The organism is Novosphingobium organovorum (assembly GCF_022832435.1).
Classification (GTDB): Bacteria; Pseudomonadota; Alphaproteobacteria; order Sphingomonadales; family Sphingomonadaceae; genus Novosphingobium; species Novosphingobium organovorum.
In genome coordinates this window covers 1-22,887 of record NZ_JALHLF010000046.1, presented here as the reverse complement: position 1 = coordinate 22,887, position 22,887 = coordinate 1, and the positions used below count along the sequence as shown (strand labels likewise).

Below are 22,887 nucleotides of genomic sequence, written 5' to 3'. Positions count from 1 at the left end.
TCCACGCCCTGCCCGCACCCTGCGCCGCCCGTCCCCCCGGATCGGGCGGCGCTGCAGGGCCTCTTGCGGACCTCAGACCAGCGCCCGCGCCACCTCGCGCGCCTTGCGGTAGCTTGCCCGGCGCCCCGCCTCGATCTGGAGGCGTTCGGGCCTTCCGGGATCTTCGGGATAGTCGCGAAACTCCGCTAGGACCTCATCGAAAACCTCGCCCAGTTCCTCGCGGAATTCGGGGTGCGAAAAGATGTAGAAGCGGTTCTCGCGGATCGCGTCGAGCGTGCGCTGCGCGATCACCTCGGGCTCCATCCCCGCCTCGTGCAGCTTTTCCAGATTGGCGACGAATTCGCTGTTCACGTCCCTCGCCCCGCCCTTGAGCGCGTCGGGCCGGATCGCGTCGCTGGCGTAGATATAGCTCTTCACGAGGCCGGGACAGAGCATCGAGACGCCGATGCCGTGCGGGGCAAGGCTGTAGCGCAGCGATTCGCTAAGCCCGCGCACCGCGAACTTGGTGGTGTTGTAGATCCCCGGCGCGCCGTTGCACAAAAAACCGGCCATCGAGGCGGTGTTGCAAATGTGCCCGCCGCCGCCACGCGCCTTCATGCGCGGCGCGAACGTCATCACGCCGTTGATGACCCCGTGGAGGTTCACCCCCAGCAGCCAGTCCCAATCGTCGTAGGAGGAATCCTCGATCGTCTGGAACAGGTTCACGCCGGCGTTGTTGAAGACCAGGCTCACCGGGCCGAGTTCTGCCTCGACCCGGTCGGCCGCCTCGGCGAAGGCCTCGCGCGAGGAAACGTCGAGCGTCACCCCCATCACCGGCTGGTTTTCGAGCAGTTTGAGCGCGCTGGCGAGCGAATCTTCGCGCACGTCGGCAATCGCCACCTTGCACCCTTGCGCGATCAGCGCACGGGCAAGACCCAGCCCCACCCCATTGGCCCCGCCGGTCACGAAGGCGGTGCGTCCGGTCAGTTCGGTCATGGTCGCATCCTCCTCAAGCGACGCCGGTTTCGGCCATTTGGGCGGCGCGCAGCGCCTTTTGACGGTCGATCTCCTCGGTGATCGCCGAATTGCGGAACAGCACGCCGAAGGTCTGCTTGTATTCGGCGTTTTCGGGCAGCTGAACCTGCACCGCCGCGCTCGTCGCCTCGCCGCGTTCGCGCACGCCGACGAGGAATTCGGCGTGGGTGAGAATGTAGAGTTCATCGTTGAGGATGCCCGCCAGCACCCGCTCGCCGACCTCTTCCTTGGTCTGGTAGAGGTGGAACAGGCTGCCACCCGCCTGGCGCCCCTTGTCGGCCTCGGCGTAGCCGGTTTCGGCCAGATCGGCCGGGCGCGTGCGGCCCGCCTCGGCGATGTTGGACTGCACCGCGCCCGGACAGAACGCCGAGCAGATCACCCCGCGGCTTTCGAGTTCGGGGCGCATGCACTCCATCATCGAGGTGACGGCCGCCTTGCCCGAGGAATAGATCGTCGTGCCGGGCGCAGGCACCAGCGCGGACATCGAGGCGGTGTTGACGATATGCCCTCCCTCCCCGTGCGCGAGCATACGCGGCAGGATGGTGACGATGCCGTTGATCGTGCCTCCGACATTGACCCCCATGACCCAGTCCCAGTCGGCAAAAGTGGCAAGGTCGGTCGGCCCGACCACCGCGACACCGGCGTTGTTGCACAGGATATGGATCGCGCCGAAGCGGGCTTCGGCCGCATCGGCGGCGGCGGCAAAGGCGGCGCGATCGGTCACGTCGAGCTGGAGCGCGAGGACCCGGTCGCCCCCGTCGAGTTCGGCTCTGGCCGCGTCAAGATGGTCCTGACGAATGTCGGCAACCACAACATTCATGCCGGCCCCCAGTAACGCCTTGGCGATGCCCAGTCCGATCCCGCTCGCTCCGCCGGTCACAAAGGCGGTCTTCCCCGGTAGATTTTGCATGACAACGCTCTCCTCTCCATCCCCTCGGCGCCATCTCGAGCCGGGGCTTGATTCTCTTTCCTCTTTTTTTCACGAACGAGAGACTGTATGCAAGACAAACAATAACAATTGAGGGCATCGGCCTGAGCCAGCCCCGTCCATTGGGAAGAGAGACGCAATGGCAATAGCGAGTGCCGGCCTCGAGCCGATCGAGTCCCCCCGCCCCCAGGCAAGCGCCCCCGGAGCCCCGAACGCCGCCGAAGCGCGCGAATGGCCGCGCCCGGCCGCGGCTTACTGGACGCTCGCGGTGATCGTGCTGGCGACCTTCCTGACCTTCTTCGATCAGGTGGTCTTCGCGATGATGGCCGAACGCATCAAGGCCGACTTCGGGCTGACCGATTCGCAGCTCGGCTTCCTCGCCGGGCCTGCCAGCATCATCTGCTATCTCTTCGTCGGTATCCCGCTCGCCCGCCTCGCCGACATCTGGCCGCGCAAGTACGTGCTCTCGGGCGGGGTCGCGGTGATCGGCCTCGTCACCATCGCGGGTGGTATCGCGCAGAACTTCGTCCAGTTCGTGGGCAGCCGCGTGTTCCTCGCGGCGGGCGGCTCGGCGCACGCGCCCGCCTCCTATTCGCTGATCGCGGACATGTTTCCGCCGCGCAAGATCACCCGCGCCTTTGCCATCCTCCAGCTCGGCTTCATCGGTGGCACGACGCTGGGCCCCGTGCTCGGCGGCCAGCTCATCGCGATGACCGGCCACTGGGGGCCGACCACCTGGGGGCCGTTCCAGATCTATTCCTGGCAGTGGATCCTGATCTGGACGGGCCTTCCCGCCTTCGTCTTCGCGCTGCTGTTCCTGACCGTGCGCGAACCCCAGCGGCTCGTCCATCCCGGCGCGCAGAGCCTGGTGCCCGAAGGCGCGAGCCTGGGCCGCCGCCTGCTCACCTTCACGGGGCTCGACGCGGCCAAGGCCATCCGCGCCAACGGCAAGGTCTACTACCCGCTGTTCTTCGGCCTCGCGCTGAGCGCGATCGAGACCTTCGGCCTCGCCTTCTGGCGCGTGCCCTTCATGATCCGCACTTATGGCTGGGACGAGGCGACGATCGGCGCGGTGACCGGCGGCATGACGCTGATCTCCTCGCTGCTTGGCCTGGTCTTTGGTGGCACTTTCGTCGAATGGCTCGCCAAGCGGCACAAGGACGCCAACGTGCGCGCCGCCTTCGTGTGCTTTTGCGTGGTGACGGTGTGCTCGATCCTCTCCCCGCTCATGCCCAACGGCTACGCCTCGCTGGCCGTGGCGGCCTTTGGCGGCATGTTCGGGATTGCCGGAGCCGTGCCGCAGAACGCCGCGATCCAGCGCGTCGCCCCCAACGCCATGCGCGGACAGGTAACCGCTATCTACCTGTTCATGTTCACCTTCTTCGGCGCGATGGGCAGCTTCGTGATCGGCCTCGTCGCGCAGTACGTGGTGGTTGACCCGGCCAGGCTCTGGCTCGCGCTCGAGATCACCACGCTCGCGCTGCTGCCGCTCGCCAGTTTCTGCATCTTCCGCGCCATCAAGCCCTACCGCGAGGAGATCGAGCGGCTCGAAGCGCTCGGCCTGTGACAACCAAGACCCCATAAGAGGAGAGACCTGAAATGACCGATACCCAGCGCCTCGACGCGCTCGAGGCCCAGGTGGCCGATCTCACCCGCCGCCTGACCGTGCGCGAGGACGAACTCGACGTGCGCAAGCTCCAGCACCTCTACGGTTACCTGATCGACAAGTGCATGTACGACGAAGTGGTCGACCTGTTCACCGACGATGGGGAAGTGCGCTTCTTCGGTGGTGTCTGGCAAGGCCGCGAAGGCGTGCGCCGGCTCTATGTCGACCGCTTCCGCAAGCGCTTCACGCACGACAACAACGGCCCGATCGACGGCTTCCTGCTCGATCATCCGCAGCTCCAGGACATCATCGACATCCAGCCCGATGGCGTCACCGCGCTTGCCCGTTCGCGCTCGATGATGCAGGCCGGGCGCCACAAGGACTACGTGAGCGCCGAAAACCCCGCCGCCGCCACCCCGCGCCAGTGGTGGGAAGGCGGCATTTACGAAAACACCTACAAGAAGGTGGACGGCGTGTGGCGCATCCACGTGCTCAACTACTTCCCGCACTGGCACGCCGATTTCGACAAGGGCTGGGCCTATACCGAGGCCGAATATGTCCCCTTCCCCAAGACGCTCTACCCCGAGGACCCGAGCGGCCCCGACGCGCTGATCGACGACCACTGGCTGTGGCCCACGCACAAGCTGCTGCCCTTCCACATGCCCCACCCGGTGACCGGCAAGGAAATGATCGCCCAGCGCTGGCAGGGCGACATCGATCGCGCCGCCGCGAAGAAGGCCGCCGAACCCGCCGAATAGCGCGTAAGCGGGCAAGCGGCCCCCTTGCGAGGCGGTGCCTGCGGCTCCGGTCACGACCCCGACCGGCCGTCGCACGCACCGCCCCTCTTTTTCCCTTTTGCTGCGGTGAGGCATGACCGACTACCCCGACCTCTACCTGATGATCGCCGGCGAGCGCGTGCCCGCTGGCCCCCGCGACACCCACACGGTGCGCAACCCCGCGACGGGCGAGGCGATCGGCGAGCTGCCGCTGGCAACGGCTGCCGATCTCGACCGCGCGCTTGAAGCGGCGGCGCGCGGTTTTGCCCGCTGGCGCCGCTCGACACCCCACGAACGCGCCGCCGTGCTCAACGGCGCCGCGCGCCTGATGCGCGAGCGCAGCGAGCAGATCGCGCGCATCGCCGTGCTCGAACAGGGCAAGACGCAGGCCGAAGCGCGCATCGAAGTCGCCATGAACGTGGGGCTTTTCGAATTCTACGCAGGCGAGGTGTTCCGCCTTTACGGCCGCGCGCTGGTGCGCCCCGAAGGCTTTCGCTCGACCGTGACGCACGAGCCGGTCGGCCCGGTCGCCGCCTTTGCGCCGTGGAACTTCCCGATCGGCAATCCCGGCCGCAAGCTCGGCGCACCGATCGCGGCGGGCTGCTCGGTCATCATGAAGGCGGCGGAAGAAACCCCGGCCAGCGCGCTTGCGGTACTGCAATGCCTCTACGATGCCGGGCTGCCGGGCGAGGTTGCGCAGGCCGTGTTCGGTGTCCCTGACATAGTCAGCCGCCACCTGCTGGCAAGCCCGGTCATCCGCAAGCTTTCGTTCACCGGATCAACCGTGGTCGGTCGCCACCTGGCAAGGCTCGCGGCCGAGGATTTCAAGCGCACGACGATGGAACTGGGCGGCCACGGCCCCGTGCTGGTCTTTGCCGACTGCGACCTGGAACGCGTGCTCGATACCGTGGTCACGCACAAGTACCGCAACGCCGGGCAGGTCTGTGTGAGCCCCACGCGCTTCATCGTCGAGGCGCCGATCTTCGATGCCTTTCGCGCCGGCTTTACCGAGCGCGCCGCCGCGCTGCGGGTGGGACCGGGGCTCGACCCGCAAAGCCAGGTCGGCCCGCTCGCCAACGCGCGCCGGGTGGAGGCCATCGACGCGCTGATCGCGCGCGCGCTGGCCGATGGCGCGCATCTGCTGACCGGCGGCGAGCGGCTGGGCAACCGGGGCAACTTCTACCTTCCCACGGTGCTCGCCGACACGCCGCTGACCAGCCCGATCATGAACGAGGAACCCTTCGGCCCGGTCGCCCTCCTCAACGCCTATGACGACGAGGCGGCGATGATCGCAGAGGCCAACCGCTTGCCTTATGGCCTTGCCGCCTACGCTTGGACGCAGGACGCCGCGCGCCAGAAGCGGCTCGCCAGCGCGATCGAGACCGGGATGCTGGGCATCAACACGACGATGATCGGCGGCGCCGACAGCCCCTTCGGCGGGGTCAAATGGTCAGGCCACGGGCACGAGGACGGCCCCGAGGGCGTGCAGGCCTGCCTCGTCACCAAGGCGGTACACGAAGGGTAAGCCCCTTTTGCACGAAGGATAAGGACAAGACATGACGGGAGAGCTCAGGACCGGCGGCGACAAGGGATACCTTCGCATCGCCACCGAGGAAGCCTTCGCCACGCGCGAACAGGTCGACATCTATCTGCGCATGGTGCGCGATGGCACCGCGGACAGGGGCATGGTTTCGCTCTGGGGTTTCTACGCCCAGAGCCCGAGCGAACGCGCGATGACCATCATCGAGCGCCTGCTCGACCTTGGCGAGCGCCGCCTCGCCGACATGGACGCGCTGGGTATCGACAAGGCGGTGCTGGCGCTCACCTCCCCCGGCGTCCAGCCGCTGCTCGATTGGGACGAAGCCAAGGGCATCGCGCTGGCCGCCAACGACCTTCTTGCCGAGCGCTGCCAGGCCCACCCCGATCGCTTCATCGGGATGACCGCCGTGGCCCCGCAGGACCCGGACTGGTCCGCCGCCGAAATCCGGCGCGGCGCGCGCGACCTGGGCTTCAAGGGGGTGCAGATCAACAGCCACACCCAGGGCGAATACCTCGACGCGCCCAAGTTCGACCCGATCTTCCGCGCGCTCGCCGATGTCGGCCAGCCGCTCTACATCCACCCTTCGACCCCGCCCGATGCCATGATCGGCCCGATGCTCGAGGCCGGGCTCGACGGGGCGATCTTCGGCTTCGGGGTAGAGACCGGGATGCACCTCCTGCGGCTCATCACCAGCGGGATCTTCGATCGCTACCCGGATTTGCAGATCATAGTCGGCCACATGGGCGAGGCGCTGCCCTACTGGCTCTACCGGCTCGACTACATGCACCAGGCGGGCGTTCGCTCGAACCGCTATGCCTGCATGAAGCCGCTGAAAAAGAGCATCGCGGACTATTTCCGCTCGAACGTGCTGGTCACCAATTCGGGCATGGCCTGGGAGCCTGCGGTCAAGTTCGCGCAAAGCGTGATGGGCGATGACCGGGTGCTCTACGCAATGGATTACCCTTATCAGGTGCTGGCCGAGGAAGTTCACGCGATGGACGCGATGGACATGCCCTTCGACGCCAAGCGCCGGTTCTTCCAGCTGAACGCCGAAAAGTGGTTCGGCCTGTGAAAGCCGACGTAAAGGCCGCCCAGCCCCCCGTCGGCCGCGAGCCGGTCAGCCGTGCGGGCTGGCGCATCCTGACGCTGGTCTGCGCGGCGCAGGCGATGAGCCTGCTCGACCGGCAGATCCTCTCGATCCTCGCGCGCGACATCAAGGCGGACCTCCACATCGGCGATGCCGAACTGGGGCTGCTCTACGGCACCGTCTTCGCGCTGTTCTACGCGCTGTTCTCGCTGCCGCTGGGGCGGCTCGCCGATGGCTGGGTGCGCACGCGCCTGCTCGCGATCTGCATCGCGGTCTGGTCGTTCTCGACGCTGATGGCCGCCTTCGCCTCGGGCTTTGCCCTGCTCGCGCTCTCGCGCCTGGGTGTGGGCATCGGCGAGGCCGCCTCGGGCCCTACCGGCAACAGCCTCGTCTTCGACGTGTTCCCCAAGAACCGGCGCGGCTTTGCGATGGGCGCGGTGGCGATCGCCATTGCGCTGGGCCTTGGTCTTTCGATGATGCTCGGCGGGCTGGCGGCGGACTGGTGGAACCACGCCTTCACCGGCGCGCGGCCGCTGGGTCTTGCCGGCTGGCAGTTCGCCTTCGTCGTCGCCGCGCTGCCCGGCTTCATCCTCGTCGCCCTGCTGCTGCGCGAGCGCGAACCCACGCGCGGCGGGCAGGACGGCATCGCCACGCGCCAGGACCCGGCCCCTTTTCGCGCCAGCCTTGCGCTGTTCGCGGCGGTTGCCCCGGTCAGCCACTGGATCATGCTCTACCGCCGCCGCGCGCCGCCGCGGAGCTGGATCGCCAATCTCGCCGCGCTGGCCACGATCCTCGCAGTGGGCATCGCCCTGGTCCTGCTGGCCGAGCGTCTCTCGCCGCGCCCGCCGATCGCTTTTGGCCCTGTCGCGCTCAGCGCGCACGTCCTGCAGTGGAGCGTCGTGGGTTTCGGCGCCTTCGTGATCGTCAACCTGTTCCAGTCGCTCAAGCTCGCCGACCGGCCCGCCCACGCCGCGATCTGCTCGCCCACACTGCTGCTGCTGATGGGGACTGGCGCGCTGCAATACGCGATCAACTACGGGGTCATGGGCTTCACGCCTTCGTTCCTGATGCGCACTTATGGCCTCTCCGCGCGCGAAACGGGCCTGCACTTCGGACTCCTTTCCGCGGGGCTCGGTATGTTGGGTCCGCTGCTCGCCGGGCCGCTGGCCGATCGCGCCAACCGTCACCTGCCCGGCGCCGGACGCATCGGCCTGACGCTCGTCTCGCTCGGCCTTTCGCCCCTGCTGGCGATCTGGACGTACACCGCCCCCGATGCGAGTGGCTTCTACTGGCGCTTCACGCTCTATTCGCTGGTTCTCACGATGTGGATGCCGCCGCTTTACGCGATGCTCTACGATCTCGTGCTGCCGCGTATGCGCGGCGTCACCAGTTCGACTTTCGTGATGATCTCGACCCTTTCGGGCCTCGGCATCGGCCCCTACGCGGTGGGCATGATCAGCGATGCCAACGGCGGCGACCTCGCCTCGGCGATCCTCTCGGTCAACCTCGTGGCGCCGGTGATCGTCGTCCTGCTGGTGCTCGCGATGCTGCACGTGAAGCGTGATGAGGCAAGCCTCATCACGCGGTGCCGGGCGGCGGGCGAGGAAATTTAAGGAATAATGATTCAAGGGGTTACCCCCCCTTGACCCCAGGCTGTCCAGCGCCCCCCATTCGGCTGGCGTGTGCCGAATGGAGTGCGCTGTTTGGGAGCCCGAGGGCGATCGCCCCCCGGACCGGTTTCGGCTTACACCACCCGCCAGACCCACAGCCGGATACCCAGCGCATAGCGCGCGCCCGCGCACAGGAAGATCGACTGGTTAAGCCAGTCGTAGGGCCCATCGGGCGCAAAAAATTCGGGCACGGTGCGAAAGTAGTACTCGGCCGGATCGACCACCTCTCCGGCCGCGAGCCGCGCCATGACCTCGGGCGGGCCGCGGCGCAGGCCCCGGTTGCGGATCTGGATCAGCACCCCGTCCTCAGTCTCGATCGCGTAAGTCGCATCGACGACGGTCACCCCGTCGGGCCGGGTCAGCTGCCAGTCGGATGCATTGCCGACCAGCCGCCCCTTGATCCGCGGCCCTTCGAGCGTCCCGCCCGGCACGATCGGAATGATCCGCCGCGCTCCATCATGGGTCGCACCGATCTCTTGCGGCGGTTCCAGATCGAACGCGGCGGCGTAGACGAATTCCAGCTCGGGCGGGTTCATGGCATCTCCTTCAGGCGGCCAGCCCGATCTCGCCCGCGTCCACCCAGTTGCCGTGCAGGCCAAAACGCAGCCGGATCGGAATGTGGATCGTCGCGATCGGGCCCTGCTCGATGGCGCGCGCATCGAAAACGAGCAGATCGCTAGTGTGTTCCTCCAGCCGGTTGCACACCTGCACGATCCAGCCATCGCCCTCCTCGGCATCGGGCGAACCCGGCACGAAGCACGGCTCCTGCAGACTGGAAACCGGCCCGCACCACCAGTGCTGCTCCTCACCCGTCTCGAAATCCTTGAAGAACAGACAGTTCATCAAAAGGCCCCCGGCGCTGCCGCCCCGCAGCTCGACCGGACGCTTCATGTCCATCTCGAGGAACCAGCCGTAGCGGGTCTTCTGGCCGGTGAAGCGATCGTCGATGCGCGGAAACTCGCAGGCGGTTTCGCTCAGCCGCGTCACCGCTTCGAAGCCCTCCCCATTGGAGGCCATGTCGACGCACCATTCGGTGGGATAGCTCATCGCCTCGCGCCCGTTGAACGGCTCGCCATGAACGTCGGGGAAGAAGGGGAACATGTTGTTCTTCGCCTCACAGGTGACGAAATGGATCTTCGCGCCGTCCTGCCAGGCGTTGAGAACGTGACTGGCAAAGCAGTTGTCGCGCGTGAACCAGCGCATGTCGGCGCCAGTAACACCTTCGCGGCGGGGCAGGACGCCCAGATGAACCGGCATCGTGGTGTCGAAACCGAAATGCGGCAGCCCCTTTTCCAGTCGTTCCCAGCTCCCGATCGAGGGCACGATATGGATGACCAGATAGTCCTCGGTGATCGCGAAGTCGTGCATCATGCAGTAGTAGGGCGCCTTGAACCACACCTCGCGCACCAGTTCGCCCTCGGGACTGACTTCGTAATAGGCCACATCCTCGCTGCACAGACCCGAGGCCGCATAGCCGATCGCCACCATGTTCCCGGTGATCGGATCGATCTTGGGGTGCGCGGTGAACGTCTGCCCTTTCATCGCCCCGCCAAAGGTCTCGAACCCCCTGGTTTCCATCGTCACCGGATCCATCAGCAGCGCCGGGCTGTCCTCCTTCATCGCCCACAGCTTGCCCGCGTAGATCCACGCGTTGGTGTTGGCGGTGGAGCGAAAGCGGCCCTCAACCGAAGGATCGTCGGTCAAAGGGTTGCGGTAGGCGCCGAAAAGCGCGTGCCCGGCCTCGTTTTCGAGCGTCCACTTGTCGGTCCTGGCCCAGCGCTGGCGAAAGTCGCACTGGCCATCGTGGAGGTGGAAGCGGGTAATCATGCCATCGCCGTTGAAGGCGATGTCATCGCCCAGGCGCGGCGGGAACTGCGGGTCGGGCTGGACGCGGTAGAACGCCCCGTTCAGCCCCGCCGGAATCGTGCCCTCATGCGCGAGATCAGCGATGTCGGCCTCGATCCGCGAGGGCGTGTTGAACCCGGTAAAGCTCGGGCTTTGGGGGAAATGCGCCATGTCCTCTCCTTGCAGCGAATCCGTCGCTTGCGAATTCTCTCGCTCGACATTGTATGCCTCACTCACAAAAATATCCAAGAGGCGACTTGACGATCGGGGCAAAGAATCGCAACTAGACGATATGGATACCCCCCTCCCTCTGACGGACGCAGCCGCATCGACGAGCCTCGATCATGTGCTAGACCTACATCTTCGTCTGGCACAAGGGGCGGTGCAGCGGCAGTTCTCCGAGGTTTTCAGCGATCTTGGCATCACCCAGACCCAGCTCACCACGATGATCCTCATCGCGGAAAATCCGGGCACCTCGCAAAGCGACATCGGGCGCACGCTGCAAATGGACCGCGCCACGGTCATGGGCATCATCAACCGCCTCGAAGGGCGCGGGCTGATCGTGCGCGGCGCCTCGGCCACCGACAAGCGGCGCCAGACGCTGGAGATCACCGAGGCGGGCATCGGCATGCTCTCGGTCGCGCGCGAACGCAGCGCGCAGCTTGGCACCTGGCTCAAGGAGCGCTTCTCCGACGCCGAGTTCTACATGCTCGCCGCGCTGCTCAAACGCATCCACGAGGTCGACATCAAGGCGTTCTAAGCGCCCCGATGCCACCGTGAACCAGACCCGTACCAAGCCCTCAGTCTTCGAGATAGGCCGCAAACCCTTCCAGCCGCGCCCGGCCAAGGCAGGCCAGTTCCCCCAGCGCGCGAGCGCGTGCGGGCAGTTCGGCGAGGAAGAACTGCGCCGCGGCGCGCAGCCGCTGGCCCACCGCATCCTCGCCCGCCGAACGCGCGAGGCGCAGCGCGATCCAGCCCCCGGCACAAGCCCCGCACAAATCGAGGAAGGCCAACGCTCCGGTCTCGCCGTCACGCGGCGAGGGTTGCATCGCGCCGATTACCTCGGCGGCGTTTTCAAGCGCATCGAGCGCCTGCGCCAACTGGCGCGAGGCCGCGTCCTGCGCCAGTTCGGCCCGCGCGATCGAAACGAACAGGTGCAACCCCGCGCCCTTTTCGCGCCACAGGCGGCGATGGACCATGTCGATCGCCTGAATGCCGCTGGTGCCTTCGAACACCGCAAAGACCCGCGCGTCGCGCAGCCGCTGCTCGACCGGCCATTCGCGCGTGTAGCCCGCCCCGCCAAAGACCTGCACCGCCTCGCTCGCGCAATCGAACGCGAGCCGGGCCGAGTGGTCCTTGACGATCGGCAGGAGGAACTGGGCCAGGCTCGCCCAGCGCGCCCGGTCTTCGGGATCGCGCGCGATTTCGCTGAGGTGCAGGACATTGGCGCAGGCCAGCGACAGCCCGCGCGCGGCCTCGATCCGCCCAGCCATGCCCAGCAGCATGCGCTGGACGTCGGCATGGTTCTGGATGAACACCGGTAGAGCGTCCGGCGCGCCGCCCTGCCGCCGCTCGCCCGCGTAGCGAAGCGCCGCATCGAAGGCGTCGGCAGCAACGCCGATCCCCTGCGGCCCGCACGACAGCCGCATGCGCAGCATCATGTGAAACAGCGTCTGGAGCCCCCGCCCCTCAGGCCCGATCAGCGTGCCGTGCGCGTTCTCGAAGCCCATGACGCAGGTGGGCGAGCCATGCAGGCCCAGCTTCTCCTCGATCCGGCGCACGAAGACACCGTTGCGCGCGCCATCGTCAAGGCGATCGGGCACGAGGAACAGGCTGAGCCCGCGCACCCCGCCCGCCTCGTTCGAGCGCGCCAGCAGGCAGTGGCCGATGCGCGCGGTCAGATCGTGATCGCCGAACGAGATCCAGCACTTCTCGCCCGTGACGCGCCAGCTGCCGTCCGCCTGCTCCTGCGCGCCGGTGCGGATGCGCCCGACGTCCGAGCCCGCGTCGGGCTCGGAAATGCAGATCGTCGCCCCCCATTCACCGCTGACGAGGCGGGGTACCCAGGCCTCGGCAAGGGCGTGCGGCGCGCTGGCCACCAGCAGCTCGGCGGCGGTCCGGCCGGGGGTCCCAAGCATCGAAAAGGCGGGCGAGGCCCGGTTGAACAGTTCTTCGCAGGCGTTCTGGAGCACCAGCGGCAGCGCCATGCCCCCCAGCGCCTCGGGCAAGGGNGCGAGGCCCGGTTGAACAGTTCTTCGCAGGCGTTCTGGAGCACCAGCGGCAGCGCCATGCCCCCCAGCGCCTCGGGCAAGGGCAGCCCGATCCACCCGCCTTGCGCAAATTCGTCCCACGCCTCGCGGTGGCCCGGCACGGTCCGCACCCGCCCGTCGACCAGGCGCGCACCCACTTCATCCATCACCCGATCGACCGGGGCGATCGCCCCTTCGGCCAGCTTGGCCGCTTCGGCGAGGATCGGACGCCAGGTGTCGAAGTCCAGCTCGATCCCTGCGTCGCCAAGGTCGGACAGGAACGGCACGATTTCGAGATGACGCGCGAGCGCATCGGCGTGGGGCTGATACTTCAAGGAAACTCTCCGAAACTCTTGTTCTCTCCGCGTCGCACGATAACTATGTTTCATTGCAATTTCGAGCGATAAAAGCGCGCCGTCAGTCGCGCGGCTCGAACCGCAGACACGCCAGCGCCAGAGCCGCGAGCAGCGAACCCAGCGCGATCGTCGTCGCCACCATGGCGAGCGACAGCCCCTGCTCGAACAGAACGCCCGCGAGAATGGGTGAGAGCGCCGCACCGCCGCGCCCGACACCGATGGCAAAACCCGTCCCCGTCGCGCGCACATGGGTCGGGAAAACACGGGCGAAGAGCGTGTAGAGGCCCGACACCGCGCTGTTGGTGAACAGGCCCGAGGTGAACGCCAGCGCGGACAGGGCGGGCAAGGTATGCGCGCCCGCCACCCCGAACGCCGCGACCATCACCGCCGAGCCCAGCAGCATGGCGACCGTCGCCCCCTTGAGCGGCAGGCGCTGGACCGCAAAGCCGAAGAGGCCCCCGCCCAGCGCGCCGCCCAGGTTCGCCCAGACCAGTACGCCCGCCGCTTCGGGCGCGGGAAAGCCCAGGTCGACGACGATCTTGGGCGTCCACTTGAGGATGAAGTAGAAACTGACGATGTGCGCAAAATAGGCCAGCGTCACCAGCAGCGTGGTGGCGACGAGGCCGGACCGCAGGATGTCGGCGATCGAGGCCTTCTCCTCCTCGCTGCGGACTGGCGGCAGGCTCTCGACCGGGCCGTGGCCGAACCGGGCGAGCACCGCGTTGACCTGTGCCAGGGTGTCGGGGCCGCGCCGGACCAGCCGATACTGCACGCTTTCGGGCACGAAGAGCCAGACCAAGGGAATGAAGCTGGCGGTCATCGCGCCGCCGAACAGGAATATCGCGCGCCAGTCGAACACGGTGAGCAGGTGCGCCGAGACCAGCCCCCCGATCACCGCGCCCAGCGGGTAGCCGATGACCATGATCCCCATCGCCACCGTACGCCGCCGCGCGTTGGCGAATTCGGCGGTCACCGCGTTGATCGCCGCGAGCATCCCGCCGATGCCCAGGCCCGTCAGCACGCGCCAGAGCGAAAGCGTGGTGACATCGCCCGCGCGGGTCGCCATCACCATGCCCAGCGCCATCACCACGAGGCAGCCGAGCACCGTGCGCCTACGCCCGATCCGGTCCGCCACGCCCCCCAGCACGACCGAGCCGACCGCCATGCCGATCAGCTCCATCGACAGCACGATGCCCAGCGCCACGCGGTCGATCCCCCATTCGGTGGCGATACCGGGCGAAGCGAAGCTGATCGAGAGCACGTCGAACCCGTCGAGCGCGTTGAGCCCCACCATGATCGCCACCGCGCCGATCTGCGCGCGCGACATCGGCGCCTGGGCAAGGATCGCGCGCGGATCGCGCGGATCGCGCGCAGGGGTATCGAGCCTGGTCACGGCGCCGTTCTCTCCCATCGTGTCGCGGGCGCACGACGGCGCCTCGCCATTGTTTTCTCAGGATACAGGCTAGTGGTTCGATTCTGACATTTGATACCCTATCGGATAGGGCGAGTGCATCTGTCAGAATCGTTTCGAACCCCTAGCATTTATTTGATTCTCGTGGATTTTACGATTTTGTCATTTGCAGACCCATCCCAGCCGCCAGGGGATGCAAATGTCAAAATCAATCCACTAGCAGAGAGAGAGGCCGACGCCAGCGTCAATTCAGCTTCGCTCCGCCCCGGCGAGCAGCGCACCGAAACGCGGATGGGCAAAGTGCATCGGCACGTCGCGGCGATAGGGCCAGGTCGGCCGATGCTCGCTTTCGGGCAGCAGCCGGTCGGGACCGAGCGGATCGTCGGGAAACGTGCGCGTGGCGGGCTGGAGGTGCGAGGTGGTGTGCGCCCAGCCCTCTTCATAATTGGACTGCCACTGCATCATGTAGTCGAGCCGCTTGATCTTCCACACGCCGTTTTCGCGCACGTAGTCGTTCTCGTAGATGCCCGCCTCCATGAACTGCTGGGGCATCATCTCCTCGCGCGTGTCCTGGAAATCGTCGTGCCAGCCGCCGAACAGCATGCCCCGAAAGCGGCCCTTGGCGCTCTTGCGGTCGGGCGCGACGGTGATGATGTCCTGCATCTGGAAATGGTCGAGCAGCAGTCCGTCGACCGGCCCCGGACGCCCGCCGGTGAAGCGCCCCGCGATCCAGTCCCCGTAAAGCCGCAAGACCCCCGCGTGCCCGACGTATTCGCCCGAAAGGAACACCACAACGCCATCCTCGGCGAAGAGCTGCGCCACGTTCTCGGGCTGGTTGAAATCGATGTAGTAGCCATAGGCCCAGTGCAGGCGGCGAATGGCGTTGATGTCCTCCAGTTCCCCCACGCGGTGATCGAGCGCGTCGAGACGCTGCGCGAGGTCCTGATCGATCGTGTCGAGCCCGTCGGCCATGCGAATCTCTCCCGGATGTTTTCTCGTTCATTTAGTTTGCTACACTAACAGTATAGAGAATCAAGCCGGGAGCATCCGGCGATCCTGGGAGAGCAACGATCATGCGACACGACGGACGCGTAGCCTTCATCACGGGCGGGGTTTCGGGCCTGGGCCTGGGCCTCGCGCGGGCCTTTTCCAACGCCGGCTTCCGGCTCGCGCTGAGCTACCGCAACGAGGCCTACCGCGCCGAAGCGGAACGCTGGTTTCGCGAACAGGAGCGCGAAGTACCCTTGTTCATCGCGCTCGACGTGACCGACCGCGAAGGCTTCGCACGGGGCGCCGATGACCTGCGCCTTGCCTTCGGCCGGCTCGACGTGCTGGTGAACAACGCCGGGGTCTCGGTGTTCGGACCGACCGACAGCGCCACGCATGCCGATTACGACTGGATCATGGGGGTGAATTTTGGAGGTGTCGTAAACGGTCTTGTCGCCCTTCTCCCCCTCCTAAAGGAGACCGGTCCGGGCAGCCACGTGGTCAACGTCGCCTCGATGGCGGCCTATCTTTCAGGGCCACAGGCAGGCATCTACACCGCAAGCAAGTTCGCGGTGCGCGGGCTGACCGAAAGCCTGCGCTACAACCTCGCGCCCCAGGGCATCGGCGTTTCGCTGCTGTGTCCGGGCCTCACCCGCACCAACGCCTGGGACAGCGCCTTTCGCCGCCCCGAGGCCTATGCGCAAAGCGGGTTCGAGACGGTCGATGCCCAGACCCTGACGCAGTTCGGCAAGGCGTTCGAGCTCGGCATGGACCCACTCGAAGTGGGCGAAAAGACCCTGCGCGGGATCGAGGAAAACCGCGCCCTGATCTTCTCGCACCCCGAATACGCCGAGGATTTTCGGGAAATCTACGAGACCTCGCTCGCCGCGCTGCCCGACGAAGCCGCCCCGCCCGAACGGCTCGAAATCGAACGCCTGCGCCGCGAGGCCAACCGCGCCGCCGCGCAAGGCCGCAGCGTCTCGCTCGCCGACCTCACCTGACGCAAAAAACGCCCCCGGACGGATCGAACCGTCCGGGGGCCTCAGTCACCTCGGGAGGTTTTGCGTTACGCCCACCTCGCGGGTCACACGGCTTCGGGCTGGTAGGTCCCGATCACCGCCTTGACCTCGAGGAATTCCTCGATGCCGAACTTGCCGAATTCGCGCCCGTTGCCCGACTGCTTGTAGCCACCGAAAGGCATGTCCATGGCGAGGCCGCCCGCGTTGACGAAGACCGCACCCGCGCGCAGCTTGCCGACCAGCTTGCTCGCGCGCGCCGGATCGCCCGCGATGTAGGCGCCAAGGCCATAGGGCGTGTCGTTGGCGATGCGCACCGCGTCGGCCTCGTCCTGGTAGGGCATGATGACCAGCACGGGGCCGAAGATTTCCTCCTGCGCGATGGTCATTTCGGGCGTGACATTGGCGAACACAGTGGGCTTGACGTAGTAGCCACGGTCGAGCCCGTCGGGCCGTCCGGTGCCCCCGGTAACGAGCGTCGCGCCCTCGTCGATGCCCTGCTGGATCAGCCCCTGGATCTTGTCCCACTGCGCCTTGTTGACGACCGGGCCGATATGCGGGCCTTCCTGCATCGGATCGCCGACCGGCTTTTCCGCGAACATCTGCCCGACCATGCGGGCCGCCTCATCGTGCTGCGAGACGTGGACCAGCATGCGCGTGGGCGCGACACACGACTGCCCCGAATTGAGCAGCACACCGCCCACGCCGCCGGGCAGCGCCTTGTCGAGCGGGGTGCCTTCCAGAATGATGTTGGGCGACTTGCCGCCCAGTTCCTGCGCCACGCGCTTGACCGTATCGGCCGCGTTCTTGGCGACCATGATCCCGGCACGGGTGGAGCCGGTAAAGCTGATCATGTCGATCCCCGGATGCCGGGCGAGCGCGGTGCCCACCCCCGGCCCATCACCCTGGACGAGGTTGAACACCCCCGCCGGAACGCCCGCAGCCTCCATCACCTCGGCGAAGATCGCGGCCGAGCTGGGCGCCTCTTCGGAGGGCTTGAGGATCATCGTGCAGCCCGCCGCAAGGCACGGGCCGACTTTGGCGACGATCTGGTTCATCGGCCAGTTCCACGGGGTGATGAGCCCGACCACGCCGATCGGCTCGCGCACCACCACGTTATCGCCGATGGTCTCGGAAAATTCGAACGCGGTGAGCGAGGCCAGCGCCTGCCCCAGATGCCCCAGCCCCGAGCCCGCCTGCGCGGTCGAGGCGGTCGAGATCGGGCAGCCCATCTCGGTCGCGATGGCTTCGGCAATGTCGGGGATACGCGCCTTGTACGCCTCGATCACCCGGCCGATCAGCGCGATGCGATCCTCACGCGTGGTCTGGCTGAAGCTTTCGAAAGCGCGGCGTGCGGCGATCACCGCCGCATCGACGTCGGCGGGGGTGCCCAGCACGATCTCGCTCGCCGGGCCTTCGGTGGCCGGGTTGATGACCGTGTGGCGCTTCCCGCCCTGGCTTTCGACCCACTGCCCATCGATGTAGTTCCTGGGATAGCTTTTCATTGTCGGCTTCCTGCTCTCTCGCAAAAGGTGTCTGTGCGCCGCCTCAGGCGGGCACGGTGTCGCTCGCCCGGATGGTGACGCCGGGGATCAGGCCGAGTTCGGCGTCGCTCGCGGCGTGGCCCCACTTGTCACGCGGGGGCATCGGGCGGCTGCGCCAGTGCGGGTCGAGCGCGAAGCTCGACACGCTGCGCCCTTCGGGCAGGCGCCCGTTGCCGCCGCCTTGCGCGTAATCGTAGTAGAGCGTCATCAATTCGCGGTGGCCGTGGCGCGCCTGGACCACCGGCTCGGCCAGCGTCGCCTCGCGCCACAAGAGCACCCGCTTGAGCTTTTGCGGCACTTCGTAGTCCTCGTAATATTCAAGGAACCACAGCCGCTTGAACATCGGCGCAAAGGCGACTTCGGCCCAGCCGAAACGCTCGAACAGGTAGACCCCGCCGGGGCTGTAATGGCGCAGGAAATCGTCGAGCCGGGCGTATTGCCGGTCGACCTCGGCGCGCAGTTCCTCGCGCTTGGATCGATCGCGGTTGAGGATCATGCGGTAGCCCGCCCCGGTAAACGCGCCATCGGTCGCGCACAGCATCGCCTCGACGGCGTGCTCGTAAGGGTCGCGCCGCGCCACCGGAATTTCGGGAAAGCGGTCCTCGATGTAGCGCATGATGACCATGCTCTCCTTCAAGGTCTCCCCGTTTTCCAGTTCGAGCGCGGGCAGCGAGGTGGTGCCCCGCGTCTTTCGCAAGAGCCAGTCGGGGCGCGGCTGCGAAATGTCGATCTCGTGATCGGTCATCACCGCGCCCAGCCCCTTGAGATCGAGCAGCAGCTCGACCCGCTCGGAAAAGGGGCATCCGGGTATGTGGTACATGCGCAGGGCCTGCCCCTGCGGTTCCTGGTCCCAGGCCATCGCTGCCTCCCTCAGTCTGCCGTCGCCGGTTCGGCGCGCGCGGCCGTACCCGTGTTGACCGGGGCGACCTCGATGCCCGCCCCGCTCTTCTCGAACGGTTCGGGATCGCCGTCGCGCAAGCGCAGGCCGAACAGCGTGTGCATCCCCGGATGACGCCCGAGCCCGCCGTAGAGGTCGAACCCGCGATCGAGCCAGTCGCGCAAGGGGTCATCCTCGGTCAACGGCGGTGTGGTGGCCACCGAGCCGGTCCACAGGAACACCGCCAGCGCGGTGTAGTCCGCAAAATTGGGCTTTTCCCCGCCCAGCCAGGGCGTCGCGCGCAGCAGCTTGCGCAAGGGTTCCAGGGTCGGCGGCACCAGCGGCAGGCGATCCTCGCGGCCCGCCTGCACGTCCTCCAGCTTCTGCCCGCCCAGAAACATCGTCTCGCGCGACTGGCGCACGTAGGCGTGGTCGCAGGGCAGCGAGAGGTCGTGGTAATCGAGGATGTAGCAGCGAAACCACGGCCCGATGGCGGTCTGCCACAGCCAGGAATCGAGAAACTGGGTGAGCACCTTCATCGAGGGGCCCTCGAAAAGCATGGGCCGATCGGGGTACTTTTCGTCGAGGTATTCGGCGATCTTCCAGCTGTCGAGCACCCATTCGCCGTCATCGACGATCACCGGCACGCGCTCGGACCGCCCCCCGGTCCGCTCGGCGATGCCGGTAAAGCCGCCGGGCACGATATCGACATCGAAACCCTTATGCGCGAGCGCGTACTTGGTGCGCCACACGAAGGGGCTGATCGTGCAGCCCGAGGCGAGCTGCAGATCGTAGAGCGTGATGCGGTTGTCCCTGGCCATGTCCGCCGCGCTCCTCAGGCCGGGGCCTGCTCTTCGCGCTTGGCGAAGGGCTTGCGGTTGGCGAATTCGTTCTTCGACTTGGCGAACATCTCGATCGCCGCGGGGCGCGCGTTGATCCGCTCGATCCAGGCGACGAGATGGGGCGTCGCGGTCGGATTGACGATGTCGTCGAAGCCTTTTTCCATGCCGTTGGCGATGGCGAAATTGCACACGTCGGCGAGCGTATAGGTCTCGCCTGCAAGCCATTCGCTCTCGCTCAGCCGCTTTTCGAGCCGGTCGATCGACACGCGGATCTTACGCATTTCCTCATCGAGCACGGCCTTGGGAAAGCCCGCGCGCGCGCTGCGCCACTTGGCCTGCTGCTCGGGCACGGGGATGCGCTTGACCTTTTCCTCGAACTCCTCGTCCGACAGCGCGCGCGCCATCGGCCCGATCCCGCGCTCCCAGCCGATCGTCGAAACGCACCAGCAGAAGTATTCGTCCACCCATTTGGTCCACACGCGCATTTCGGCGATGGCCACCGGGTCCGTCGGGCGCAGCCGGGGCGCGTCGGGAAAGGCATCCTCGAGGTATTCGCAAATCACCGTCGATTCGGTGATGATGTGGCCATCGTGGTCGAGCGCGGGGACCTGCCCCCTGGGATTGATCTTCTTGAACCAGTCCTCGTGGTGTTCAAAGCGGGTTGGATCGACGAAACGCGGCGTAAACGCGAGCCCCTTTTCGTAAAGCGCCAGCAGGGGTTTGAGCGAATTGGCTCCAGGGCCAAAGCTGTACAGCGTCAACATCGCGTGTCGGGTCCTCTCCATGGTGTCCTTGCGGATCTCTCGGGCGGCAGAGTGCGTCGCGCCGACGCGGCGGGGAAGTCCAGCAGCGATACTATTACAATTGCCAACCGTTTGCGTGGGCGTGGCCCCACCGGCAAGCGCCAAGGTGGCAGTCCCAGTGATACTGGTGGCACTCTTCTTGCCCGCATCCCGGCGCTCTGCTTCCCTTGGACGACACACACGGGCGGGAGAACGCGAGGCGACTCGCCGCCCGCGCGTCATGGGAGAGAGACGTGCTGGAACTGTGGACTTCGGAGACTCCGAACGGCTGGAAAACCACTATCATGCTCGAGGAGCTCGACGCGCCCTACACGGTGCGCGCGATCTCGCTCACCAACCGCGAGCAGAAGGAAGAGTGGTACCTCGCGCGCAATCCCAACGGGAGGATCCCGACGCTGATCGATCATGACGTCAACACTGAAACCGGCGGCTTTGCGGTGTTCGAATCGGGCGCGATCCTGATCTACCTCGCCGAAAAGTTCGGCCGCTTCCTGCCCACCGACACGCAGGGGCGCAGCCGCGCGATCCAGTGGGTGATGTGGCAGATGTCCGGCCTTGGCCCGATGATGGGACAGGCGACGGTGTTCAACCGCTACTTCGAGCCGAAATTGCCCGAGGTGATCGATCGCTACACGCGCGAAAGCCGCCGCCTGTTCGAGGTGATGGATCGCCAGCTCGCCGCTAGCGAGTATCTTGCCGGTGCCTATTCGATCGCTGACATCGCCTGCTTCCCCTGGGTGCGCGGGCACGACTGGGCCTGCATCGACATGGGCGGCCTGCCCCATCTCCAGCGCTGGTTCGACACCATCGCCGAGCGCCCCGCGGTCCAGCGCGGCCTGACCATTCCCGAGCCGCCCAAGGCCGAGGAGATGGCCGAGAAGACGACCCGCCAGGGCAAGAACATCCTGGCCTGACCATGCAACCCTTTCTCACGCGCGAACACCGCATCGAATGGGGCCAGTGCGATCCGGCCGGGATCGTCTTCGCTCCGCGCTACATGGACATGTTTGCCGAAAGCACCATCCGCCTGTTCGAGGCGGCTGGCCTGCCCAAAAAGCGCGACATGCTGCGCGAGCTTGGCGTTGCGGGCTTTCCGCTGGTGGACCTTGCCGCACGCTTCCTCGCCCCGGCCAGCTACGGCGACGTGGTGACGATCGAGGCCGAGGCGCCCCAGTTCGGCAATTCCAGCTTCACCATCGCGCACCGCATCCGGCTGGGTGATGCGCTGTGCGTGGAAGGCACCGAAAAGCGCGTGTGGAGCGTGCGCGAGGACGGGCGGCTCAAGGCCGCACGGGTACCCGATGCGGTGCGCGCGCGCTTTGCACCGGGCTGATTTGGGGCCGCACGTTCGGGGTAACAGGCGACGCCAGAGCGCCTGCGCCCCGCTTTTGGAGGAGAGAGACATGCCGCAAGCTGAAACGCTCTCGCGCCCCGGCGCGCAGATCGAGACCGAGATCAAGTACCTCGTGCCCACCTCGCGCATCAACCGGCGCTTCTGGGCACCGGGCGCGGAATACAACACCGGCGTCTACGATTTCTATCCCGCCACGATCCGCAACGCGCGGCTGCGCGAAAGCCCGCCCACGCTCGATACGGACGGCTTTTGCCTCGCCCGCCACGAAACGCAGATCACCGACTTCGCCGATGCCGGGCAGCTCAAGGCCTACCCCGCCGAAGTCGAGGCGGTCGCCAAAGCGCTGACGGGATGCGATTTCATCTATCCGATGGGCGGCCAGCTGCGCTCGCCGGTGATCGATGCGGCGGGCATCCAGCCCCCGGCCGCCGAAGCCCACGTCGATTTCAACACCCCCACCGCGCAGATCATCGCCCGGCGGTTTTACGACACGCTGCGGCCCGACGGCCCCGGCTTCGAACGCTTCATCTGTTTCAGCCTGTGGCGCGCGCTTTCACCGGCACCGCAGAACTGGCCGCTGGCGCTGTGCGAAGGCCCTTCGGTAGGTGAGGAGGACAGCATCTCGAACTACAAGGTCGACGTCGATGTGATCCCCACCGGAGCCGATCTGTTCGCACCGATCGAGGGCGAGGAAGCCATGCTCGCCGCCACCATCTTCAAATACTCGCCCGGCCATCGCTGGTGGTACTTCCCCGATATGACGCGCGATGAGGTGATCTTCATCACGTTCCACGATTCGGACCATGCGCGCGCCTGGCGCAGCCCGCACACCGCCTTTCACGACACCACCAGGCCCGACGCCACGCGGCGCACCAGCTACGAATACCGCGCCATCGCCTACTTCGAAAAGAAGGCCTGAGCCACCGCATGGACGCCCCGTACCGGCCGCCTGCGGCCACCCGGCCCGGCCCGGCGCGGGGCG

Annotated in this window: 22 protein-coding genes; 11 read left to right on the top strand and 11 right to left on the bottom strand. The window is 66.7% G+C overall.

Features of this window, described 5'->3' with window-relative positions:
- Positions 1-72 precede the first annotated feature (72 nt).
- Both MTR62_RS12240 and MTR62_RS12235 read right to left on the bottom strand, forming a co-directional pair.
- The gene (locus MTR62_RS12240; protein WP_244021271.1) at positions 73-975 is read right to left on the bottom strand and encodes an SDR family NAD(P)-dependent oxidoreductase; all 903 of its coding nucleotides are present in this window, start codon (positions 973-975) and stop codon (positions 73-75) included.
- Between the two features lie 13 nt (positions 976-988).
- On the bottom strand, positions 989-1,924 hold the full coding sequence (locus MTR62_RS12235; protein WP_244021268.1) for an SDR family NAD(P)-dependent oxidoreductase: 936 nt from the start codon (positions 1,922-1,924) through the stop codon (positions 989-991).
- A 157-nt stretch (positions 1,925-2,081) separates the two neighbouring features.
- Between MTR62_RS12235 and MTR62_RS12230 the strand changes: the two genes are divergently transcribed.
- The 5 genes from MTR62_RS12230 (at position 2,082) to MTR62_RS12210 (ending at position 8,564) form a co-directional block, all read left to right on the top strand.
- The gene (locus tag MTR62_RS12230; protein ID WP_244021265.1) at positions 2,082-3,509 is read left to right on the top strand and encodes an MFS transporter; all 1,428 of its coding nucleotides are present in this window, start codon (positions 2,082-2,084) and stop codon (positions 3,507-3,509) included.
- Between the two features lie 32 nt (positions 3,510-3,541).
- Entirely contained in the window at positions 3,542-4,306 is a 765-nt protein-coding gene (locus tag MTR62_RS12225) for a nuclear transport factor 2 family protein (protein WP_244021264.1), read from the top strand.
- A gap of 112 nt (positions 4,307-4,418) precedes the next feature.
- Positions 4,419-5,849, top strand: a complete 1,431-nt coding sequence (locus MTR62_RS12220; RefSeq protein ID WP_244021263.1) for an NAD-dependent succinate-semialdehyde dehydrogenase — start codon at positions 4,419-4,421, stop codon at positions 5,847-5,849.
- A gap of 31 nt (positions 5,850-5,880) precedes the next feature.
- Positions 5,881-6,936, top strand: coding sequence for an amidohydrolase family protein (locus MTR62_RS12215; RefSeq protein WP_244021261.1), 1,056 nt, complete (start codon positions 5,881-5,883; stop codon positions 6,934-6,936).
- Complete coding sequence (locus tag MTR62_RS12210; protein ID WP_244021259.1) at positions 6,933-8,564, top strand: MFS transporter; 1,632 nt, start codon at positions 6,933-6,935, stop codon at positions 8,562-8,564. Before MTR62_RS12215 ends, MTR62_RS12210 begins: the two co-directional genes overlap by 4 nt.
- A gap of 131 nt (positions 8,565-8,695) precedes the next feature.
- Here the strand turns inward: MTR62_RS12210 and MTR62_RS12205 are convergent, their stop codons facing one another.
- A complete protein-coding gene (locus MTR62_RS12205; protein WP_244021257.1) occupies positions 8,696-9,157 on the bottom strand; it encodes a DUF3237 domain-containing protein in 462 nt (153 codons plus the stop codon).
- Between the two features lie 10 nt (positions 9,158-9,167).
- Positions 9,168-10,637 (bottom strand): carotenoid oxygenase family protein, encoded by a 1,470-nt coding sequence (locus tag MTR62_RS12200; RefSeq protein WP_244021255.1) that lies wholly within the window; start codon positions 10,635-10,637, stop codon positions 9,168-9,170.
- 211 nt (positions 10,638-10,848) lie between these two features.
- On the opposite strand from MTR62_RS12200, the gene MTR62_RS12195 reads away from it, so the two are divergent.
- On the top strand, positions 10,849-11,226 hold the full coding sequence (locus MTR62_RS12195) for a MarR family winged helix-turn-helix transcriptional regulator (protein WP_244021254.1): 378 nt from the start codon (positions 10,849-10,851) through the stop codon (positions 11,224-11,226).
- Between the two features lie 40 nt (positions 11,227-11,266).
- Here the strand turns inward: MTR62_RS12195 and MTR62_RS12190 are convergent, their stop codons facing one another.
- A complete protein-coding gene (locus tag MTR62_RS12190; RefSeq protein WP_244021253.1) occupies positions 11,267-12,694 on the bottom strand; it encodes an acyl-CoA dehydrogenase in 1,428 nt (475 codons plus the stop codon).
- Between the two features lie 104 nt (positions 12,695-12,798).
- Here MTR62_RS12190 and MTR62_RS12185 point away from each other — a divergent pair, with 104 nt between their 5' ends.
- The gene (locus tag MTR62_RS12185) at positions 12,799-13,122 is read left to right on the top strand and encodes a hypothetical protein (protein ID WP_244021251.1); all 324 of its coding nucleotides are present in this window, start codon (positions 12,799-12,801) and stop codon (positions 13,120-13,122) included.
- Positions 13,123-13,132: 10 nt separating this feature from the next.
- Here the strand turns inward: MTR62_RS12185 and MTR62_RS12180 are convergent, their stop codons facing one another.
- Entirely contained in the window at positions 13,133-14,398 is a 1,266-nt protein-coding gene (locus MTR62_RS12180; protein WP_244021278.1) for an MFS transporter, read from the bottom strand.
- A gap of 333 nt (positions 14,399-14,731) precedes the next feature.
- Entirely contained in the window at positions 14,732-15,454 is a 723-nt protein-coding gene (locus tag MTR62_RS12175) for a nuclear transport factor 2 family protein (RefSeq protein WP_244021249.1), read from the bottom strand.
- Positions 15,455-15,555: 101 nt separating this feature from the next.
- Between MTR62_RS12175 and MTR62_RS12170 the strand changes: the two genes are divergently transcribed.
- On the top strand, positions 15,556-16,470 hold the full coding sequence (locus tag MTR62_RS12170; RefSeq protein WP_244021247.1) for an SDR family NAD(P)-dependent oxidoreductase: 915 nt from the start codon (positions 15,556-15,558) through the stop codon (positions 16,468-16,470).
- Between the two features lie 83 nt (positions 16,471-16,553).
- Here MTR62_RS12170 and MTR62_RS12165 read toward each other — a convergent pair whose 3' ends face one another.
- From MTR62_RS12165 to MTR62_RS12150, 4 genes are read right to left on the bottom strand one after another with little or no spacing between them, the layout of a single operon-like run.
- Positions 16,554-17,990, bottom strand: coding sequence for an aldehyde dehydrogenase family protein (locus MTR62_RS12165; RefSeq protein WP_244021245.1), 1,437 nt, complete (start codon positions 17,988-17,990; stop codon positions 16,554-16,556).
- A gap of 43 nt (positions 17,991-18,033) precedes the next feature.
- Positions 18,034-18,888, bottom strand: coding sequence for a glutathione S-transferase family protein (locus MTR62_RS12160; RefSeq protein ID WP_244021243.1), 855 nt, complete (start codon positions 18,886-18,888; stop codon positions 18,034-18,036).
- 11 nt (positions 18,889-18,899) lie between these two features.
- Positions 18,900-19,727: a beta-etherase gene (locus tag MTR62_RS12155; RefSeq protein ID WP_244021241.1), complete on the bottom strand. Its 828-nt coding sequence runs from the start codon at positions 19,725-19,727 to the stop codon at positions 18,900-18,902.
- Between the two features lie 14 nt (positions 19,728-19,741).
- Positions 19,742-20,512, bottom strand: coding sequence for a glutathione S-transferase family protein (locus MTR62_RS12150; protein WP_244021240.1), 771 nt, complete (start codon positions 20,510-20,512; stop codon positions 19,742-19,744).
- Positions 20,513-20,784: 272 nt separating this feature from the next.
- On the opposite strand from MTR62_RS12150, the gene MTR62_RS12145 reads away from it, so the two are divergent.
- The 3 genes from MTR62_RS12145 to MTR62_RS12135 all read left to right on the top strand — a co-directional run bounded on the left by MTR62_RS12145 (position 20,785) and on the right by MTR62_RS12135 (position 22,824).
- Positions 20,785-21,465 carry a glutathione S-transferase family protein gene (locus tag MTR62_RS12145; protein WP_244021239.1) on the top strand — a complete coding sequence of 227 codons (681 nt, stop codon included), beginning with the start codon at positions 20,785-20,787 and terminating at the stop codon, positions 21,463-21,465.
- 2 nt (positions 21,466-21,467) lie between these two features.
- The gene (locus MTR62_RS12140) at positions 21,468-21,884 is read left to right on the top strand and encodes an acyl-CoA thioesterase (RefSeq protein ID WP_244021238.1); all 417 of its coding nucleotides are present in this window, start codon (positions 21,468-21,470) and stop codon (positions 21,882-21,884) included.
- Between the two features lie 70 nt (positions 21,885-21,954).
- Positions 21,955-22,824: a CmcJ/NvfI family oxidoreductase gene (locus MTR62_RS12135; protein ID WP_244021237.1), complete on the top strand. Its 870-nt coding sequence runs from the start codon at positions 21,955-21,957 to the stop codon at positions 22,822-22,824.
- Positions 22,825-22,887 lie beyond the last annotated feature (63 nt).

Coding starts and splice junctions, on each gene's coding strand:
- MTR62_RS12240 (WP_244021271.1), bottom strand. CDS start 975: ATGACCGAACTGACCGGACGCACCGCCTTCGTGACCGGCGGGGCCAAT.
- MTR62_RS12235 (WP_244021268.1), bottom strand. CDS start 1,924: ATGCAAAATCTACCGGGGAAGACCGCCTTTGTGACCGGCGGAGCGAGC.
- MTR62_RS12230 (WP_244021265.1), top strand. CDS start 2,082: ATGGCAATAGCGAGTGCCGGCCTCGAGCCGATCGAGTCCCCCCGCCCC.
- MTR62_RS12225 (WP_244021264.1), top strand. CDS start 3,542: ATGACCGATACCCAGCGCCTCGACGCGCTCGAGGCCCAGGTGGCCGAT.
- MTR62_RS12220 (WP_244021263.1), top strand. CDS start 4,419: ATGACCGACTACCCCGACCTCTACCTGATGATCGCCGGCGAGCGCGTG.
- MTR62_RS12215 (WP_244021261.1), top strand. CDS start 5,881: ATGACGGGAGAGCTCAGGACCGGCGGCGACAAGGGATACCTTCGCATC.
- MTR62_RS12205 (WP_244021257.1), bottom strand. CDS start 9,157: ATGAACCCGCCCGAGCTGGAATTCGTCTACGCCGCCGCGTTCGATCTG.
- MTR62_RS12200 (WP_244021255.1), bottom strand. CDS start 10,637: ATGGCGCATTTCCCCCAAAGCCCGAGCTTTACCGGGTTCAACACGCCC.
- MTR62_RS12180 (WP_244021278.1), bottom strand. CDS start 14,398: ATGTCGCGCGCGCAGATCGGCGCGGTGGCGATCATGGTGGGGCTCAAC.
- MTR62_RS12175 (WP_244021249.1), bottom strand. CDS start 15,454: ATGGCCGACGGGCTCGACACGATCGATCAGGACCTCGCGCAGCGTCTC.
- MTR62_RS12170 (WP_244021247.1), top strand. CDS start 15,556: ATGCGACACGACGGACGCGTAGCCTTCATCACGGGCGGGGTTTCGGGC.
- MTR62_RS12165 (WP_244021245.1), bottom strand. CDS start 17,990: ATGAAAAGCTATCCCAGGAACTACATCGATGGGCAGTGGGTCGAAAGC.
- MTR62_RS12160 (WP_244021243.1), bottom strand. CDS start 18,888: ATGGCCTGGGACCAGGAACCGCAGGGGCAGGCCCTGCGCATGTACCAC.
- MTR62_RS12155 (WP_244021241.1), bottom strand. CDS start 19,727: ATGGCCAGGGACAACCGCATCACGCTCTACGATCTGCAGCTCGCCTCG.
- MTR62_RS12150 (WP_244021240.1), bottom strand. CDS start 20,512: ATGTTGACGCTGTACAGCTTTGGCCCTGGAGCCAATTCGCTCAAACCC.
- MTR62_RS12140 (WP_244021238.1), top strand. CDS start 21,468: ATGCAACCCTTTCTCACGCGCGAACACCGCATCGAATGGGGCCAGTGC.
- MTR62_RS12135 (WP_244021237.1), top strand. CDS start 21,955: ATGCCGCAAGCTGAAACGCTCTCGCGCCCCGGCGCGCAGATCGAGACC.